Annotated in this window: 15 protein-coding genes; 12 read left to right on the forward strand and 3 right to left on the reverse strand. The window is 64.6% G+C overall.

Annotation, left to right across the window (positions count from 1 at the left end):
- The first annotated feature begins 7 nt into the window (after nucleotides 1–7).
- Complete coding sequence (locus tag ACG873_RS27950) at nucleotides 8–1,078, forward strand: hemolysin family protein (protein ID WP_394889022.1); 1,071 nt, start codon at nucleotides 8–10, stop codon at nucleotides 1,076–1,078.
- Between the two features lie 100 nt (nucleotides 1,079–1,178).
- On the opposite strand, the gene ACG873_RS27955 is transcribed toward ACG873_RS27950, so the two are convergent.
- The gene (locus tag ACG873_RS27955) at nucleotides 1,179–2,714 is read right to left on the reverse strand and encodes an MFS transporter (protein WP_394889024.1); all 1,536 of its coding nucleotides are present in this window, start codon (nucleotides 2,712–2,714) and stop codon (nucleotides 1,179–1,181) included.
- 327 nt (nucleotides 2,715–3,041) lie between these two features.
- On the opposite strand from ACG873_RS27955, the gene lnt reads away from it, so the two are divergent.
- From lnt to trmB, 4 genes are all read left to right on the forward strand, one after another.
- The gene (gene lnt, locus ACG873_RS27960) at nucleotides 3,042–4,631 is read left to right on the forward strand and encodes an apolipoprotein N-acyltransferase (RefSeq protein WP_394889026.1); all 1,590 of its coding nucleotides are present in this window, start codon (nucleotides 3,042–3,044) and stop codon (nucleotides 4,629–4,631) included.
- Nucleotides 4,632–4,755: 124 nt separating this feature from the next.
- The gene (locus ACG873_RS27965; RefSeq protein ID WP_394889028.1) at nucleotides 4,756–5,178 is read left to right on the forward strand and encodes a helix-turn-helix domain-containing protein; all 423 of its coding nucleotides are present in this window, start codon (nucleotides 4,756–4,758) and stop codon (nucleotides 5,176–5,178) included.
- Between the two features lie 185 nt (nucleotides 5,179–5,363).
- The gene (gene metK / locus ACG873_RS27970; protein WP_394889029.1) at nucleotides 5,364–6,647 is read left to right on the forward strand and encodes a methionine adenosyltransferase; all 1,284 of its coding nucleotides are present in this window, start codon (nucleotides 5,364–5,366) and stop codon (nucleotides 6,645–6,647) included.
- 4 nt (nucleotides 6,648–6,651) lie between these two features.
- Entirely contained in the window at nucleotides 6,652–7,350 is a 699-nt protein-coding gene (trmB, locus tag ACG873_RS27975; protein ID WP_394889031.1) for a tRNA (guanine(46)-N(7))-methyltransferase TrmB, read from the forward strand.
- On the opposite strand, the gene ACG873_RS27980 is transcribed toward trmB, so the two are convergent.
- Together ACG873_RS27980 and ACG873_RS27985 are read right to left on the reverse strand one after the other, a co-directional pair.
- Nucleotides 7,340–8,734 (reverse strand): sensor histidine kinase, encoded by a 1,395-nt coding sequence (locus tag ACG873_RS27980; RefSeq protein ID WP_394889033.1) that lies wholly within the window; start codon nucleotides 8,732–8,734, stop codon nucleotides 7,340–7,342. The two genes, trmB and ACG873_RS27980, sit on opposite strands and share 11 nt — an antisense overlap.
- Nucleotides 8,734–9,408: a response regulator gene (locus ACG873_RS27985; protein WP_394893745.1), complete on the reverse strand. Its 675-nt coding sequence runs from the start codon at nucleotides 9,406–9,408 to the stop codon at nucleotides 8,734–8,736. Before ACG873_RS27985 ends, ACG873_RS27980 begins: the two co-directional genes overlap by 1 nt.
- An 80-nt stretch (nucleotides 9,409–9,488) precedes the next feature.
- Between ACG873_RS27985 and ACG873_RS27990 the strand changes: the two genes are divergently transcribed.
- From ACG873_RS27990 to nusA, 7 genes are all read left to right on the forward strand, one after another.
- The gene (locus ACG873_RS27990; RefSeq protein ID WP_394889035.1) at nucleotides 9,489–10,556 is read left to right on the forward strand and encodes an ABC transporter substrate-binding protein; all 1,068 of its coding nucleotides are present in this window, start codon (nucleotides 9,489–9,491) and stop codon (nucleotides 10,554–10,556) included.
- 278 nt (nucleotides 10,557–10,834) lie between these two features.
- The gene (locus tag ACG873_RS27995; protein ID WP_394889037.1) at nucleotides 10,835–11,779 is read left to right on the forward strand and encodes a Bug family tripartite tricarboxylate transporter substrate binding protein; all 945 of its coding nucleotides are present in this window, start codon (nucleotides 10,835–10,837) and stop codon (nucleotides 11,777–11,779) included.
- Nucleotides 11,776–12,261: a tripartite tricarboxylate transporter TctB family protein gene (locus ACG873_RS28000; protein ID WP_394889038.1), complete on the forward strand. Its 486-nt coding sequence runs from the start codon at nucleotides 11,776–11,778 to the stop codon at nucleotides 12,259–12,261. Before ACG873_RS27995 ends, ACG873_RS28000 begins: the two co-directional genes overlap by 4 nt.
- A 17-nt stretch (nucleotides 12,262–12,278) precedes the next feature.
- Complete coding sequence (locus ACG873_RS28005) at nucleotides 12,279–13,796, forward strand: tripartite tricarboxylate transporter permease (protein WP_394889040.1); 1,518 nt, start codon at nucleotides 12,279–12,281, stop codon at nucleotides 13,794–13,796.
- Complete coding sequence (locus tag ACG873_RS28010) at nucleotides 13,796–14,008, forward strand: hypothetical protein (RefSeq protein ID WP_394889042.1); 213 nt, start codon at nucleotides 13,796–13,798, stop codon at nucleotides 14,006–14,008. Before ACG873_RS28005 ends, ACG873_RS28010 begins: the two co-directional genes overlap by 1 nt.
- Nucleotides 14,009–14,348: 340 nt before the next feature.
- On the forward strand, nucleotides 14,349–14,921 hold the full coding sequence (gene rimP, locus ACG873_RS28015) for a ribosome maturation factor RimP (protein WP_394893747.1): 573 nt from the start codon (nucleotides 14,349–14,351) through the stop codon (nucleotides 14,919–14,921).
- A 48-nt stretch (nucleotides 14,922–14,969) separates the two neighbouring features.
- Nucleotides 14,970–16,571, forward strand: coding sequence for a transcription termination factor NusA (gene nusA / locus ACG873_RS28020; RefSeq protein WP_394889044.1), 1,602 nt, complete (start codon nucleotides 14,970–14,972; stop codon nucleotides 16,569–16,571).
- Nucleotides 16,572–16,608: the final 37 nt, after the last annotated feature.

Genomic DNA, 16,608 nt, shown 5'->3' on the forward strand with positions numbered 1-16,608 from the left:
GACGAAAATGAACGAGATACCCGAGACCGCCGCGAGAAACGAAGCCGGCGGTATCCAGTCGCCATCCGACAGCGCCGAAGACGGACCTAGTCCCAGTACGGCCTATGGCGTCCCCGCGCCCGAACCTGCCACCGATCGCCCGTCCCTGTTATGGCGGCTCGCCAGCCTTTTCAGGTCCCGCAACGGATCGAGCCTCCGCGAGGACCTGACCGACGCGCTTGCCGAGATCCACACGGACGCCGACTCCTTCTCGCCCGCCGAACGGGCGATGCTCAACAACATCCTGCGGCTGCGCGAGGTGCGGGTCGAGGACGTGATGGTGCCGCGCGCCGATATCGAGGCGGTCGAAATCACCACCACGCTCGGCGAGCTCATGGTCCTGTTCGAGCAGTCGGGCCATTCGCGCATGCCAGTCTATGCCGAGACGCTCGACGATCCGCGCGGCATGGTCCACATCCGCGACGTGCTTGCCCACATCACCAAGCTCGCCCGCGTCCGGAAAGGCCGGCAGCCGAAGAAGCCCGCGCCGGTGCAGCTCGATTTCGCCAATGTCGATCTTTCCCGCACCATCGGCGAGCTGAACCTGATCCGAACCGTCCTGTTCGTGCCGCCTTCGATGCTGGCTTCGGACCTGATGGCCCGCATGCAGGCCTCGCGCACCCAGATGGCGCTGGTTATCGACGAATATGGCGGCACTGACGGGCTCGTCTCGTTGGAAGACATCGTCGAGATGGTGGTGGGCGACATCGAGGACGAGCATGACGAGGACGAGCCGCTGATCACCGAAACCGGCGACGGCGTCTTCGTGGTCGACGCCAAGGCCGAGATCGACGACGTCGCCAAGATGATCGGCAACGACTTCGCCGCCGGCGAGCACGGCGAATATGTCGACACGATCGGCGGCATGATCTTCAACACGCTGGGCCGGGTGCCCGCGCGGGGCGAAGTCGTGCAGGCGATCCCGGGCTTCGAGTTCCACGTGCTGGACGCCGACCCGCGCCGGGTCAAGCGTGTCCGTATCGTCAACGTACAGAAGAGCGATCGTCGCCGCCGCGCGATAAGAGCGGAGCAGGCCTGACGCGCGGTACCATCGCGGCGCGCCACAGCCAGCAGCCCTCATAGCTTGTCGAACCCTCATTGTGAGCTTGTCGAACCACGAGGGCGCCTGCGAAACGTCGTTACTCGCCGTGATCCGCATCGACCTCGATGTGCCGCAGCGCCATCACAGCTGCAACGGCGGCCGCCAGCGCGACCGCCACGCTGATTGCGGCCGTCATCTGTAGCCCCTGAGTGAAGGCGTCGCGCGCCGCCTCAAGCAGCGGTCCCGCCAGCTCGGCTGCCAGGCTTTCGGCCACTCCGACGGCGCCGCCAAGTGTGTCCCTGGCGGTCTCGACCAGATCCGGCTGGATGCCATTCGGCAGGTCGGCCGCCATGCGGCTGCGGTAGATCGCCGTGCCGACGCTGCCGAGCACCGCGATGCCGAGAGCGCCGCCGAATTCCGAGCCGGTCTCCGACAGCGCGGCGGCGGAGCCAGCCCTTTCCGGCGGCGCGGCGCCGACGATCATGTCGGTCGCGAGCGTGATTACCGGGGCCAGGCCCATTGAGAATATGATCGACGCGGTCACCAGAACCGCCAATCCGTAGTCGCCGGCGATCTGGGTCATCACGCCGAAACCCACGGCCGCGGCGGCAAGGCTCGCGCCCATCACATAGGCGGGGCGGACCCTGCGCAGGATCGTCGGCGTCGACATGGTGACGGCGATGAAGCCGATGGTCGACGGCAGCGACCAGAGGCCCGCCTGCAGCGGCGGCAGACCGATCACCAGTTGCAGATACTGCGCCATGAACAGGAACGAACCGAAGAAGACGAAGAATACCGAAATGTTTACCCCGAGCGCAGTGCTGAAGGCCGCGCTCCGGAAAAGCTCAAGGTCTATCAGCGGATCGGCGAGCCTTCGCTGACGCCGCACGAAAACCAGGCCGATCGCCACGCCGGCCAGGATCGAAAGGGCGGGCAGCCACCCGAAGCCGTTTTCGGCGGTCTGCTTGAGGCCGAATATAACTGCCAGTACCGACACGAGCGACAGGGCGGCGCTGGCAAGATCGAGCCGCCCGGCTTCCGGATCGCGGTATTCGGGCAGAAGGACCGGACCGAGGACGAGCAGCAGCGCCATGACCGGAACGGCTATCAGGAAAACCGAACCCCACCAGAAATATTGCAGCAGGATGCCGCCGACCAGCGGCCCGAGCGCCCCGCCGACAGAAAAGCTGGTGATCCACACGCTGATGGCGACCGTGCGCTGGCTCGGATCGAGGAACATGTTGCGGATCAGCGATAGCGTCGAGGGCGCCAGCGTCGCGCCGGCGACGCCGAGCATTGCCCGCGCCGCAATCAGCATCTCGGCGCTCGTGGAGAAGGCGGCGAGCACCGAGGCCAGGCCGAAGGCCACAGCGCCGATCAAAAGCAGCCGTCGGCGGCCGATCCGGTCGCCCAGCGTGCCCATGGTGATGAGCGACCCGGCGATCATGAAGCCGTAGATGTCGACGATCCACAGCAACTGCGAGGCGCTGGGCGCGAGGTCCTCGCTGAGCTGCGGCACGGCGAGGTTGAGAACCGTCAGGTCCATGGAATAAAGCATGCAGGGAAGCGCGATGATTGCGAGGCCGATCCATTCGCGTCGCGTTGCCTGCGGTTCGGCTGCCAAGGCAGTCATGACAAGTCTCCGTGCCCGTCGCGGGCGCTCGTGTTTCGGGCCGCGTCGGCCCGCCGTGGCGGATGCACTCACCTATAGACGTTTGAGCGAGGCACAAACCGACACACGATGCGGAAAAAGCCATCGCTACTCCACGGCTAAGGACGTCGAACCCGCACCGCCATCGGATCGTGAGCGACACAATCGCACATGTCTGCTGACAACTCTCTGTCAGCAGAGGGCGCGCCACGCCGGATGCTCGGGAGCAGCCCCAGCTGGCGGGTTTGGAGCAAATGGCTCGTCCTGTTAGAAAGTTGCTCGCGTGATTCTGGCGACGAGGGGCTGTGCATGGAGCGCCTGGCAGGGCGGATTATCTTGCTGTGGGGATGGCGTCGCGCCCTGACGGCGTTCCTGGCCGGCGCGTTCGCCGTGCTGGGCCAGGCCCCATACGATTTTTTTGCGGCCTGCTTTGTCTCTTTTCCTGTGCTGGTCTGGCTGCTCGACGGGGCTGCCGTTTCCGGGCCTGCGGGGCTGTTGCGGCGTCTTGCTCCTGCCTTTGCGGTCGGCTGGTGGTTCGGCTTCGGCTATTTCCTCGGCGGGCTCTGGTGGATCGGCAGCGCGCTGCTTGTCGAAGCTGACAGCTTCGCCTGGGCTTTGCCGCTGGCGGTGATCGGCATTCCGGCCTTGATGGCGTTCTTCTATGGCTTTGCGGTCGCGCTGGCCCGGCTGTTCTGGAGCAACAACATAGGCCGCATCGCTGCGCTGGCATTCGGCTTCGGCATCTCCGAATGGCTGCGCATGGTTCTGTTCACCGGATTTCCCTGGGCCGCCATCGGATATGCGGCCATGCCCGTGCCCATGCTCATGCAGAGCGTCTCGGCGGTCGGGCTGATCGGCATGAACGCGCTCGCTGTGTTCGTGTTCGCGATGCCTGCCTTGCTCGCGGGAAACCGTGGCGCCCGGCTGGGCCTGGCGCTTGCGGTGCTGATCGTAGCCGCCCACGTCGCCTTTGGATATTGGCGGCTTTCGGCGCCATTGGGGCCTCCGGAGCGCACACTGGCCGTCCGCATCGTCCAGCCGTCGATATCCATGAACGAGAAGTGGGATGCAGCCGTCCAGGATCGTGTGTTCGGATCGATCGTCGAACTGAGCGCCGGGCCGCCGCAGGACGCTTCCTTCAAGCCGCAATTCATCCTGTGGCCGGAAACGTCGGTGCCCTTCCTGTTCACCGACAGGCCGGACGCCTTGGCGGCGCTGGGCCAAATGTTGTCGGATGGACAGGTTCTGATCGCCGGGGCCGTGCGTTCCGAAGGCGCCGGCGGCAAGGAAGGCACGCGCTATTACAATTCTGTGGTGGCCATTGACGAAGGCGGCGAGATCGTCGACGCAGTCGACAAGATCCATCTCGTCCCATTCGGCGAGTACCTGCCCTTCGCGGACTGGCTCGGCAGGCTCGGGCTGGAAAAACTCGTTGCCGGCCCGATGGATTTCACCGCCGGTGCCAGCAGGCACCCGATCACTCTTCCGGGCGACATCCGCGCACTGCCATTCATTTGTTATGAAATAATTTTTCCGGACCTGGTGGCAGTTGACGTTGGGTCAACAGATATTATTGTGAATGTCACAAATGATGCGTGGTTTGGCGACACGCCCGGCCCGTATCAGCATTTCCGGCAGGCTCAGGTCCGTGCCGTGGAGACAGGGCTACCGCTCGTGCGCGCCGCCAATACCGGGGTTTCCGGCGTGATCGACCAGAGGGGGAGAGTGGTCGATGCATTGGCGATCGATGTACGGGGAGTGGTCGATGTGACCATCCCGTTCCACGATCCTGACACAATGACCCGCTTTCCCTTCCGCCTTATCGGTGTAGGAATTCTGCTCGGCTTCGCCGCCTTCGCTTTTGGCGCGAAATTGCGTCAGAGGCTACGCGCGAATTGACAGGACGTATATTAGAAACTCATACTGTAAGCATTGCATAGCCTGTGGACTGTCATCTGAAGGGGAGTGCCCGGCGCCAGAGAGATGAAACGAATTTAATTAGCCGGGAGACGGCGAGGACCAAATGGTTGACAAGGAAAACAAGAAAAAACCGAATCCGACCGATGTTCACGTAGGGAGCAGAATCCGCCTCCGCCGAAACATGCTGGGTATGAGCCAGGAAAAATTGGGCGAAAGCCTAGGCATAACGTTCCAGCAGATCCAGAAATATGAGAAGGGCACCAACCGGGTCGGCGCGAGCCGCCTCCAGGCGATCGCCAATGTTCTCGGCGTTCCGGTCTCCTTCCTCTTCGAGGACGCGCCCGGCCAGGCGCCGGCCTCGGGCAAGGGCTTCGCCGAAGACCACCCGGCGAATTTCGCCCTCGATTTCTGCAGCAGCACGGAAGGCCTGCAGCTCAACAGGGCCTTCGTGAAGATCCAGGACGTCAAGGTGCGCCGCAAGGTCATAGAACTGGTCAAGGCGCTGGCCGTCGACGACGCCGAATAGCCTCGCTGCCGGCCGGCAGGGAGGTCCTGATCGCCGAAGGGCCGGGGGCGAGCCGGCCACACGCCGAAACCGAGGCTCGGCGGATTAGGGCACGCTGTGTCTTGACGAATGGCACGCCGCTTCGCTAACACCTTTCCCGCTCGAACTCGGCATTCTGCCGACGACGCCTTCAAGAGGGGACACCCGTGACGCGGCAGAATTATCTTTTTACCTCGGAATCGGTTTCCGAGGGCCATCCCGACAAAGTTTGCGACCGCATTTCCGACGAGATCGTCGATCTGGTCTATCGCGAAGCCAAGAAGGCCGGCATGGACCCATGGGATGTTCGCGTCGCCTGCGAGACGCTGGCGACCACCAACCGCGTCGTGATCGCGGGTGAGGTGCGGGTTCCACCGACCCTTCTCAAGACGGGCAAGGACGGCAAGCTGATCGCGGACGCCAAGGGCAATCCGATCGTCAACCCCTCCAAGTTCCGCTCCGTCGCCCGGCGCGCCATACGCGACATCGGCTACGAGCAGGACGGCTTCCACTGGAAGACCGCCAGGATCGACGTGCTGCTGCACGGCCAGTCGGCCGACATCGCGCAAGGCGTCGACAGGGCTGCCGGCGCCAATGCGGAAGGCGCTGGCGACCAGGGCATCATGTTCGGCTATGCCTGCCGCGAGACGCCGGAACTAATGCCGGCGCCGATCTACTACAGCCACAAGATCCTGGAAGTGCTTTCGGCGGCGCGCCGCACCGGCATTGGCGACGTCGGCAAGCTTGGGCCCGACGCCAAGAGCCAGGTGACGGTCAGTTATATCGACGGCAAGCCGACCTCGGTCACGTCGATCGTGCTCTCGACACAGCATCTCGACGAAAGCTGGGACTCCAAAAAGGTCCGCCAGGTCGTCGAGCCGTATATCCGCGAGGCGCTGGGCGATCTGGAGATAGCGCCTAACTGCCAGTGGTATATCAATCCCACGGGCAAGTTCGTCATCGGCGGACCCGACGGCGACGCCGGCCTGACCGGCCGCAAGATCATCGTCGACACCTATGGCGGCGCGGCCCCGCATGGCGGCGGCGCGTTTTCGGGCAAAGACACCACCAAGGTCGACCGCTCGGCAGCCTACGCCGCGCGTTATCTCGCCAAGAACGTGGTCGCAGCCAAGCTAGCTGACCGCTGCACGATCCAGCTTTCCTACGCGATCGGAGTCGCCCAGCCGCTGTCGGTCTATGTCGACCTGCACGGAACCGGAAAGGTCGAGGCTGCGGTGCTGGAACGGGCGCTGCGCGAGGTGATGGACCTGTCGCCCTCGGGCATTCGCCGCCATCTCGACTTGAACAAGCCGATCTACGCCAAGACGACTGCCTATGGCCATTTCGGCCGCAAGCCGGGCGGCCGCGACGGTTCGTTCTCGTGGGAAAAGACCGATCTGGTCAAGGCGATCAAGGAAGCAGTGATCGTCAAGGAGCCGGTCGCAGCCTGACCCGATGAACGGCGAGCGCCGCGAACGGTCCACCGAAGGGTTCTTCGGCCGGCGTCATGGCAAGACAATCCGGCCTTTCCAGGCCGCCGCCCTGGCGGCGGGTCTGGAAAGATACAGGATCGATCTGGAAAAGCCTGCTCCGGGCGACCTCCGCACGCTGTTTCCGGCGGAAGTGTCGAAGCTCAGGCTCGAGATAGGCTTCGGCGGCGGCGAGCATCTTCGCCACGCCGCTGCCGACGACCCGGATACCGGCTTCATCGGGGTCGAGCCGTTCGTCAACGGCCTGGCCAAGATGATGGTGGCGCTGGACCGGCAGCCGCTCGCCAATCTGCGCATCTATGACGACGACGCGACCCGGGTGCTCGACTGGCTCCCGCCGGCCTCGCTCGACGGCATCGACCTCTTCTATCCCGATCCGTGGCCGAAGCGGCGGCACTGGAAACGCCGCTTCGTCAGCCCGGCCAATCTCGACCGCTTCGCTCGCGTGCTCAAGCCGGGCGGCAGCTTTCGCTTTGCCTCCGATATTGACGACTACGTCAACTGGACGCTGCTGCACTGCCGGGCGCACCCCGCGTTCGAATGGCAGGCGCGCGACGCCGATGATTGGAGGCTGCCGTACGAAACCTGGGTGCGGACCCGGTACGAGGCGAAGGCCATCCGTGAGAACCGCATTCCGGCCTATTTGACCTTCGTCAAGACGTGAGACCGGCGGGCGGAAACGAGATCCGCGCCCGCAGCCCTCGTCCCGAGTGCGATGCCAGCAGTTCGAGCGTCGCCCCGAACAGCGCGGCGATTTCCTCCACGATCGGCAGGCCGAGGCCGGCGCCGGGCTTGATGCCGCTGTTGCCCCGCGCAAAGCGCTGCCGCACGGCCTCGATCTGGCCGGGCGGGATGCCCGGGCCGCTATCCTCGACCTCCAGCACCACCGCGCCATCCACCATCACGCGGACCGTGGCCTCGGCTCCGCTGCCGGCATAGGCGATCGCGTTTTCGATCAGGTTTCCGACCAGTTCGGCCAGAAGCAGCGGCTCGCCGCGGACCATCGCCGGTTCGGCGCCCTCGAAGCCGAGATCGATGCCGGCATCGCGCGCCGCCAGGATGCGGTCGGCCGTGCAGCCTTGCGCAAGCTGGGTGAGGTCGACCGGAACCAGGTGCTTCAGCCGCTCGGAGGCGGTCTCGTCGATTTTGGCAAGCAGGAGCAGTTGCGCGAGAACCCGCTCTGCATGGGCAACCGCCTCGTCTCCGCTCTTGGCCGCCGCGCGCGCCTCTTCGAGAGAGCCGGCCCTCGCCGCGAGCGCAAGCTGCGTTCTGATGATGGTCAGCGGCGTGCGCAGCTGGTGGCTGGCATTGCCGGTGAAGTGGCGCAGCGCGTCGATCGCTGCGTTCAGCCGGCCCATGAACGAATTGACGGAATCGACCAGCCCCTTGACCTCGTTCGGCGCCGGCTGCTCGATCGGGTGCAGGTCGCCGGGATTGCGCTCGGCAATCGCGTCGCGCAGCCGGTAGAGCGGTCCGAGCGAGGCCGTCACCGCGAACCAGACGATGACCGCCGCCCCGAGGATCAGGATCGCCAGCCGGACCGCCGACCGCAGCAGGATCGTGTTGGCAAGCTGGCTGCGCGCAATCGTGGTTTCGGCGACTGTGACGACGAAGGGGATGGAATTCACGCCCGTCGAGGCCGATCGCGCCAGCGCCGCCACCCGGATCGGGTCGCCTCGGAAGCTGGCGTCTTCGAAGGTGGTGTTCTCTTGCCGCTTGCCGGCCACCGTGGGCAGGCTTTCGTAGCCGGTGATGAACGTGCCGGGCGGCCCATCGACGCGGTAGAACACCCGGTCCTGCGCCGCCGATGTCAGCATTTCGAGTGCCACATAGGGGATGTCGACCTCCAGGCTGCCGTCCTCTGCCACCACCACGCGTTCGGCGATGGCCAGCGCCGATCCCGCCAGCACCCGGTCGGAAACCGCGTCGGCGGTGCGGACCGCTTCGCGGTATGTGTCCAAAAGCGCGATCAGGCCGATCGCCACAAGCGGAACCAGCAGCCAGGCGAGCAGCCTTCGGCGCAGCGAATAGCCGGCGGGGCTGGCCATCACGAGGCCGGCATCTTTTCGAGGTAGTAGCCGATGCCGCGCGCGGTTCTGACGGTCAGGCCGTGCGGGGCCAGCCGCTTGCGCAGCCGGCTGACGTACTGCTCGATCGCATTGGCGCTCAAATCCTCGTCGAAGCCGGCGAGCGATTCAATGATCGACTGTTTCGCCACCACCTTGCCGGCGCGCATGAACAGCGTCTCCAGCAGGCTGATCTCTCGCGCCGGAATGTCGATGGCGACCCCGGCGGCCGAGAAGGTGCGCGAGTTGAGATCCAGCGAGACGTCTCCGAACGACACTGTCGCGGACTTTTGGCCGGCCTGGCGCCGCAGCAGCGCGCGTACCCGCGCCTCCAGTTCGCCGACGTCGAAGGGTTTGACCATGTAATCGTCAGCGCCGAGATTGAGCCCCTTGACCCTGTCGTCGGCCGCTCCGCGGGCCGACAGGATAAGCACGCTGGCGTCGTGCTGGCGCGCCCGCATGACGCGCAGCACCTCCAGCCCGTCATGCTCCGGCAAATTGAGGTCGAGGATGACGAGATCGAAGCGCTCGGTCGCCAGAACGGCGATCGCCGATGCGCCGTCGCCGACGATATCCACCGCGTAGCCGCTGCCTTTCAGCACCGCGGCCAGGCCGTTTGCCAGCGTGGCATTGTCTTCCACCACCAGTATGCGCAAGCAGTCCCCTCCCATGACCAATCCTAGAACCCTCGCCCCAACTTGTGAACACCGCCGGCATGCGGCATGGTCGGCCGACCATGCGGCTTTTCGCTCTCATCGCCTTTCTGCTGGCCGGTCCTTGTCCCGCATATGCGGATGTTACCCTGTTTCCTGCCGTCAACGGCGACGCCGAAGGCCGCACGCTCACCGTCTATTCCTCGCTCGACGCGCCGCTGGCCAAACCGATGATCGAAGGCTTTCAGAAAGCCAATCCGGCGGTCGCGGTCCGCTACGAGGAACTCCTGACCGTCGACATCTACGACCGCATCGTCGCCGAAACCGATGCCAAGGGCGAAACGGCCGACATAGCGTTTTCCTCGGCCATGGACCTGCAGGTCAAGCTCGCCAATGACGGCTACGCGCAGCAGAGCGACCTGCCGATGAGCGCGCGCTGGCCGCGCTGGGCGAACTGGCGCAACACCGCCTATGCGCTGACCTTCGAACCGGCGGTCTTCGTCTATCACAAGCCAAGCTTCAAGGACGCTGCACCGCCCGCCACGCGGCGGCAGTTCATGGATTTTCTCGAGGCAAGGGGCGACGCCGTCTTCGGCCGCATCGCCACATACGACATCGAACGCTCCGGCGTCGGCTTCATGTTCATGTCGCGCGACCAGGAGCAGTTCGGTGACATCTGGTCGGTGATCGGAGCGATGGGCGCTGCCGGCGTGAAGCTCTATTCGACCAGTTCCGCAATCCTCGAGCGTATCGCCGACGGCCGTTTTGTCCTGGGCTACAACATTCTCGGCTCCTATGCCGCCGACTGGGCGTCGCGCGATCCGGATGTCGGCATCGTGCTGCCCAGGGACTATACCGTTGTCATGTCGCGGATCGGGCTGGTGCCGGCGGCGGCGCGGTCTCCCGATCTCGGCCGCAAATACCTCGAATATTTCATGTCGGCGGAAGGCCAGGCGGTGATGGCTCGGGAGTTGCAGATTGCCGCCGTCAATCCCGACGTTTCTGGCGAGAACACGGCAAACACCATGCAGGCCAATCTCGGCGCGCAATTGCGCCCGGTGCCGGTCAGTCCCGGGCTGATGGTCTATCTCGATCAGGTCAAGCGCACCCGGCTTATCAAGCGCTGGAACGACGCCTTGCGAGGCCGATAGCGACCTGACAAGATGCTGGCCAGGTGTCAGCCTGATGACAGGTTGATGTGGTGATGTGATGCCCGGTCCGGTCGCCGGAGGCGGCCAGGCCTGAAGAAGTTTGGGAGGACTTCAAGCTCTTTTCCTCGACGCATCGTCCGGCCTCGCAAGCCGGCGCGGAAGCGGTACGAGGCTTCCAAACCGGAAGCAGGGGGCGTCGGCGCTTGCCGTGCGCTCCGGCGCGATAGCCACAATGACGCTGCCTCTCCGAAGGCAGGCGAACAGAAGGAGGAAATTCAGTGAAGCATTTCGTACTCGCATCCATCCTCGGCGCCGTTCTGGCGCTGCCGGCCCATGCGGCCGATTACAAGATCATGGCGCCCGCTGCTCCCGGCGGCGGCTGGGACCAGACCGCCCGTTCCATGCAGACCGCGCTCCAGGACGAGAAGATTTCCGGCAGCGTCCAGGTCACCAACGTGCCCGGCGCCGGCGGCACGATCGGACTTGCCCAGTTCGTCAACCAGGCCAGCGGCGACCCGAGCCAGTTGATCGTAGGCGGCTACGTCATGGTCGGCGCCATCCTCACCAACGCCTCGCCGGTGTCGCTCGATCAGGTGACGCCGATCGCCCGCCTTACCGGCGAATATGAGGCGATCGTGGTGCCCGCCGCGTCCGATATCAAGGACATGGCCGGTCTGGTCGAAAAGCTGAAGGCCGATCCGGGTGCGGTTTCCTGGGGCGGCGGTTCCGCCGGCGGCACCGACCACATCACGGCCGGCCTGATCGCCAAGGCTGTCGGCGTCGACCCGACGAAGGTCAACTACATCGCCTTTTCCGGCGGAGGCGAAGCGCTCGCCGCCATCCTGGGCGGCCAGGTGACGGTCGGTATCTCGGGCTACGGCGAGTTTGCCTCGCAGATCCAGGCCGGCGCGCTGCGCATCATCGGCATTTCCAGCGACGAGAAGATTGAAGGCATCGACGCTCCGACGTTCAAGGAAGCCGGCGTCGACGTCTCGATCCAGAATTGGCGCATGGTCGCGGCTGCTCCCGGCATCACCGACGAGCAGAAGACCGCCATCAACGCCGATATCGAGAAGATGGTGATGTCCGAATCCTGGAAGAAGATTCTCGCCGACAAGGGCTGGGCGAACACCTATCTCGCCGGCGACGAGTTCAAGGCCCAGCTTGCCAAGGACATCGAGGCGACTTCGGCCATCTTGAAAGACATCGGCCTCGTCAAATGAGCAATGGCGGCCAGCCAGTTCAGGAGCGCCGCCCCGACCGGGCGGCGCTTGTCATTGCCGCGGCGCTGGCAGTGGCCGCGGCCGTGATCGCATGGAGCACCGCCACCACGGGCGGCCCGGCCGCCGGCGGCCAGATCGGCCCCAAGGCTTTTCCCTATCTGATCGCCGCCTGCCTGTTCGGCTTTTCGATATGGACGGCCATCGAAGCCTGGCGCGGCGATTTCCCGCAGCGCGAGGCACAAAATCTGCCGCCGATGCTCTGGATCGTCGGGGGCCTCGCGGCGCAGATGCTGCTCCTGAAATATGTCGGCTTTTCCATAGCCACCGGCCTGCTCTTCGCCGCGACCGCGCGGGGCTTCGGACGCGGGCCTTTGTGGATGACGGTTCCGCTCGGCATCGTTCTCGCCCTTGCGATCTGGTTCATCTTCGCAAAGGGACTGCAGCTAGCCCTTCCCGCCGGCCCGATCGAGCGTCTTTTTTAAGCGAGGTAGACGAAGGCATGGATACTTTCGGTCTGCTCGCGCAAGGTCTGCTCGTCGCCCTCGAGCCCATCAATTTGTTTTATGCGCTGGTCGGCGTCACCCTCGGCACCGCCGTCGGCGTGCTGCCCGGGATTGGCCCGGCGCTCACCGTCGCGCTGCTGCTCCCGGTCACCTACAAGCTGGATCCGGCCGGATCGCTCATCATGTTCGCCGGCATCTATTACGGCGGCATGTATGGAGGCTCGACCACCTCCATCCTGCTCAACACGCCCGGCGAAAGCGCCTCGATCGTCACAGCGCTGGAGGGCAACAAGATGGCCCGCGCCGGCCGTGGCGGCCCGGCCCTCGCCACCGCCGCGATCGGCTCCTTCATAGCGGGCCTGCTTGCAACCATTGGCCTGGCTTTCCTGGCGCCGTGGGTCGTCAGTCTCGCGCTGGCCTTCGGCCCGGCCGAATATTTCGCGCTGATGGTGCTGGCCTTCATGACGGTGTCGGCGGCCTTCGGCGATTCCACGCTGCGCGGCCTGACGTCATTGTTCATCGGCCTGACGCTCGGCCTCATCGGCATCGACCTGCAGACCGGCCAGGCGCGGCTTGCCTTCGGCGTCCCCGATCTGCTCGACGGCATAGAGGTGACGACGCTCGCAGTGGCGCTGTTCGCCGTCGGCGAGGCGCTGAGCGTGGCCTCGAGCAAGACCGGCGCCGAACAGAAGATAGAGCCGGTGAGGGGATCGGTGTGGATGAGCCGGCAGGACTGGGCGCGATCCTGGAAAGCCTGGCTGCGCGGTACAGCAATCGGCTTCCCGATCGGCGCCATGCCGGCCGGCGGCGCCGAAATCGGCACCTTCCTGTCCTATTCGGTGGAAAAGCAACTCACCAAAAAACCCGAGGAATTCGGCCACGGCGCGATCGAGGGCGTCGCCGGGCCAGAGGCTGCCAATAACGCTTCCGCCGCCGGTACGCTCGTGCCGCTTCTGACGCTGGGCTTGCCCACGACCGCGACTGCGGCGATCATGCTCGCCGGCTTCCAGCAGTTCGGCCTGCAGCCCGGGCCGCTGCTGTTTGCCAACAGTCCTCAGCTCGTCTGGGGCCTCATCGCCAGCCTGCTGGTGGCGAATTTCATGCTTCTGGTGCTGAACCTGCCGCTGATCGGGCTATGGGTGAAGCTGCTGACTATCCCGCAGCCATGGCTCTACGCCGGCATCCTGACGTTCGCGACGCTGGGCACGATTGGCGCAAACCCGTCGAGCTTCGAACTCGGCCTGCTCCTGGCTTTCGGGCTGATGGGCTATATGCTGCGCCGTTTCCACTACCCGATCGCGCCGGTTGTCGTCGGGCTGATCCTCGGCCCCATGGCCGAACAGCAATTGCGCCGCGCGCTGGCGATCAGCCAGGGAGACTTCACGGTTCTGGTAAGCTCGCCGACCGCCGTTATCCTGCTGTTGCTGGCGCTTACAGCCGTGGTTTTGCCGATGATCCTGCGGGCACGCGGCAAGGGCAAGGTGCTGGCGCAACTGGCCGGCGACGAGGATTGATGTTTTCCGCCGCCCGGCAACAGTTGAACCTGGGCCGGGCTCAGACGAATTTAGAAGCGCTTGATCTGGCGGAATTGCTCGGGATCGATTCCGAGGCCGCGAAGATCGCGCGCCGCGGGTTGGCGGCCGTGCGAAACCGCGGAAGCAGCCGCAATGGCGTTGCCGAAGACGGTGAACAGTTCACCCAGTCTGGCGCGCTGCTGACGATATGACATGCTGTGTTCCTTTCGCATTGTGCGATGCAACATAGATAGATGCTCACCCGGCGGTTTGTCAGGCCTTCCGCCGCAACGCAGTCATGCGGCAGGCGCATTGGTGCTTCGTTTTGCGTTTGCTGCGGCGGGACCATCGTCGAGATCGTCTGGGGGTATGCGTCAACTCTTGCAAACGACTCCCGATGGGACTATATCGGCATCAAATTCTTGGTCGGTATGACGAAGAGTGGGTCCACCCGGTCCCGCTCTTTTTTGTTACCTGGACCGCCCGGAGACGGCATTGAACGCAAACACAGGCGAAAGCATCGGCGACGACCGCATCATCCGCGAGAGCGGCATGGATGCGCGCGTGGCGTCGATCATCCAGCCGGTGCTGCGCGCCATCGGCTTCCGCCTGGTGCGGGTGCGACTGTCGGGCCAGAACGGCCTGACCCTGCAGATCATGGCCGAACGCGAGGACGGCACCATGACCGTCGAGGATTGCGAGGAGGTCAGCCGCGCGGTGTCGCCGGCGCTTGATGTCGACGATCCGATCGAGAAGGCCTATCATCTCGAAGTATCGTCGCCAGGCATCGACCGTCCGCTGGTCCGCAAATCCGATTTCGCGACCTGGACCGGCCATCTCGTCAAGATGGAGACATCGATCCTCGTCGCCGACCGCAAGCGCTTTCGCGGCAAGATCGCGTCGGCCGACGAGGATGGCGTCGTCATCGAGCGCGACCAGGCGGCCTATGGCGAGGAGCCGAGCGTCCGGGTGCCTTTCGAGGCGATCGCCGAGGCGCGGTTGATCCTGACCGACGATCTCATTCGCGACGCGTTGTCGAAGGACAACAAGGCGCGCAAGGAAGCCAGGAAGCGCCGGGGCGAACCCGACGACGACCAGGAAGAACAGAACGAAACCGAAGATTGATTGAGCAGCTGCGCGAAAAAACCGCCGGCATTGTTCCAGGAGACGAAAATGGTAGTCAGTGCGAACAGGCTTGAACTGCTGCAGATCGCCGATGCGGTCGCGCGTGAGAAGTCTATCGACAAATCGATCGTGATCGCGGCCATGGCCGATGCGATCCAGAAGGCCGCGCGCTCGCGTTACGGCCAGGAAACCAATATCCGCGCCGACATCAATCCGAACACCGGCGAGATGAAGCTGCAGCGGCTGATGGAAGTCGTGGAAACCGTCGAGGACTACGCCACGCAAATCGCGCTGTCCTCGGCCCGCGAGCGCAATCCCGACGCGCAGCTTGGAGATTTCATCGCCGAGCAGCTTCCGCCGATGGATTTCGGCCGCATCGCCGCACAGTCGGCCAAGCAAGTCATCGTCCAGAAGGTGCGTGAGGCTGAGCGCGACCGCCAGTACGACGAATATAAGGACCGCATCGGCGAGATCCTCAACGGCACGGTCAAGCGCGTCGAATACGGCAACGTCATCGTCGATCTCGGCCGTGGCGAGGCGATCATCCGGCGTGACGAGCTGATCCCGCGCGAAAACTACAAATACGGCGATCGCGTCCGCGCCTATGTCTACGACGTGCGCCGCGAGCAGCGCGGCCCGCAGATATTCCTGTCGCGCACCCATCCGCAGTTCATGGCGAAGCTGTTCACGATGGAAGTGCCGGAAATCTATGACGGCATCATCGAGATCAAGTCGGTCGCCCGCGACCCGGGCTCACGCGCCAAGATCGCCGTGATTTCGCGAGATTCCTCGATCGATCCGGTCGGCGCCTGTGTCGGCATGCGCGGTTCGCGCGTCCAGGCGGTCGTCGGCGAGCTGCAGGGCGAGAAGATCGACATCATTCCGTGGTCGCCGTCTGCCGCCTCCTTCATCGTCAATGCGCTGCAGCCTGCCGAGGTGGCCAAGGTCGTTCTCGACGAGGACGCCGAGCGCATCGAGGTCGTGGTGCCGGACGATCAGCTTTCGCTGGCCATCGGCCGTCGCGGCCAGAATGTCCGCCTCGCCTCGCAGCTGACCGGCTGGGATATCGATATCCTTACCGAGCAGGAAGAATCCGAGCGCCGGCAGAAGGAATTCGTCGAACGGTCGACACTGTTCATGGACGCGCTCAACGTCGACGAGATGGTGGGCCAGGTGCTGGCCTCGGAAGGTTTCACCAGCGTCGAGGAAGTCGCCTTCGTCGACCAGGACGAGATCGCCTCGATCGACGGCTTCGACGAGGATACGGCTAACGAGATCCAGTCGCGCGCCAAGGAATACCTGGACAAGATCGAGCGCGAGCATGACAGCCGCCGCAAGGAACTCGGCGTCGCGGATGAACTGCGCGAGATTCCGGGCATCACCACCGCTATGATGGTCACGCTCGGCGAGGACGGGGTCAAGACGGTCGAGGATTTCGCCGGCTATGCGGTCGACGATCTTGTCGGCTGGAAGGAGCGCAAGGACGGCGAGACCAAGTTCTTCCCGGGCGTGTTTGCCAATCATAGCGTGTCGCGCGCTGACGCCGAGCAGATGGTCATGGCCGCCCGCCTCAAGGCCGGCTGGATCACCGAGGAAGAGGTGGCCGGCGAAGAAGACGAAGAAGCGGCCGATCTCGCCGCCGGTGCGTGAGGTGAACGCGCATCGCACACAAGCCGCTCCACGACGA

It is taken from the genome of Allomesorhizobium aridi, assembly GCF_043769475.1.
Lineage (GTDB): Bacteria > Pseudomonadota > Alphaproteobacteria > Rhizobiales > Rhizobiaceae > Allomesorhizobium.